Genomic DNA, 1,771 nt, shown 5'->3' with positions numbered 1-1,771 from the left:
TGGCTGCCGACTCACAAATGGATGAGCCGTAGCTCACAATCCCGATTTGTTGATACATACCGTTGCTGTCTTGATAGGTGAGTGGGCCGCCAGAGTCTCCGCTACATATTCCGGTATAGCTACGGTCTGGAAAGCCATTTGCACAAATGTTTTCTTGATCGTTATACCCCACAACGAGAGAAGCACATTGGGCATCAGAAAGCGGTTGAACCTCCGCCCATCGCAAATAGTTCGGGCCGCTGGTGTCGGTCGTGGACGTTTGTCCCAATCCAAAGATTTGATAAACCGATTCGCCGCTGTAATCGCCAAAATCTTGAGGCAGAGTGATGGACTGAACGTTATCGGTAATTGGTCGGGTTAACTCCAATACCGCCAAGTCATTAATCCATAGGTCATTAGGATCATAGTTGGGATGAATTGTAATAGTGCGAACGTCTTTGAACTCTTCGACATAAACATCGTTCATGGTTGGATTTTTTACCAGAACACGAAGATCGTTCGCTGTCCAACCGTCAGTAAAAACCGAGGATTCTACGCAGTGGGCGGCCGTTAATATGAAACGATCATTAACGATAGAACCACCACAAATATTCGCGAATTGTCGGTCGCCCGTTTTGTGTAAAATTAGCCGAGCAAAGAAGGGGAGCTGATTTTGAGACGCTTGCTGGCCTCCGATAATCGCGGTTGAAATGCCTTGCTCGTCAAGCTCCGACCCGTCACTGGCATTACCCACTGCTGGTACAACGAGACAAGCCCCAATCACTACTCTATGAAACAATCGCATAGCCTCATCCTTGAGTTTTTTCGCACTCTATTTACTTTAGCCGAGAGTTCACCAAGCTCAAGTTAACGTATTGAGTAACAGGCTCAGTTACGCAAATTCTTGTTTTAACCACGAGCGCAATAGGTGAAAGCTTTCTTGCTTGAGCTTATGCGGTGGGCACACAAAGTAAAGCTGCTGATTAGGATTGATCACAGGCTCACCAAGTTCGATTAGCTGACCGTACTTGATGTCGTCTTTCACAAACAAACGGTGAGTCACCAACACACCCAAACGACGCGTGGTTGCCTGTACCGCTTGAATCGACATATTAAAAGTGATCGGCTTTTTGTTTTTTGGACGAGCGACTCCTATCACGTCTGACCAGACTTGCCAATCGTGTTTTCTGCGCTCATTCGTGACCTCAATGAGCGGATACGTCTTTAAGATGTCAGAAAGGTTAACTGGATTGCTGTGGTCGATGAGATCAGGGCTGCACACTAATACCAGTTCGTCTTCACTGAGCTTTTCGCAATAGTAGTCTTGCCACTCTTCAGTGTTACCATGCACCAACGCAGCATCAACGCCTTCTTGTTCCAAATTGAACCGTCCAGAAAGGTTAGAGAGGCGCACATCAAGTTGGGGCGCGTAGGCTTGAAGGCGTGGCATACGTGGGATCCACCAATGCAGTGCCAAGGAATTCACCATGTTTAGCGTAATGCGTTGAGAGTTTTGATCGTGCATCAGTGCTTCGGTTGCATCGACGATTTGTTCTAACGCTGGCGCGACTTTGCGGTAGTATTTTTTGCCTTCCGTATTGAGGTACACATGGCGTCCAATTCGGTCAAAAAGCGGTTTGTTTACTTGGCTTTCGAGAGATTTAATCGCTTGGCTGATCGCCGAGTGGCTAACGCTCAGAAGCTGGGCGGCTTCCGTCATACTGCCTGATTCTGCCACCGCCACAAACGCGTAGATGGATTTTAATGGTACTAATTTGCGCATGGAACGAAC

General features: G+C 47.5%; 2 protein-coding genes. Both read right to left on the bottom strand.

Translation table 11 applies throughout. The features are described 5' to 3' along the window. Window positions 1-784: serine protease (locus tag R7Q47_RS23620; protein WP_318089550.1), on the bottom strand; the 784-nt coding region annotated here is incomplete at its 3' end. A gap of 87 nt (window positions 785-871) precedes the next feature. Continuing rightward, window positions 872-1,762, bottom strand: a complete 891-nt coding sequence (locus tag R7Q47_RS23615; RefSeq protein ID WP_025635994.1) for a LysR substrate-binding domain-containing protein — start codon at window positions 1,760-1,762, stop codon at window positions 872-874. Window positions 1,763-1,771: the final 9 nt, after the last annotated feature.

The sequence above is a fragment of the Vibrio sp. Vb0349 genome (assembly GCF_033338975.1).
The sequence above is the reverse complement of the archived record's forward strand: the minus strand, read 5'-3'. Positions and strand labels throughout refer to the sequence as shown.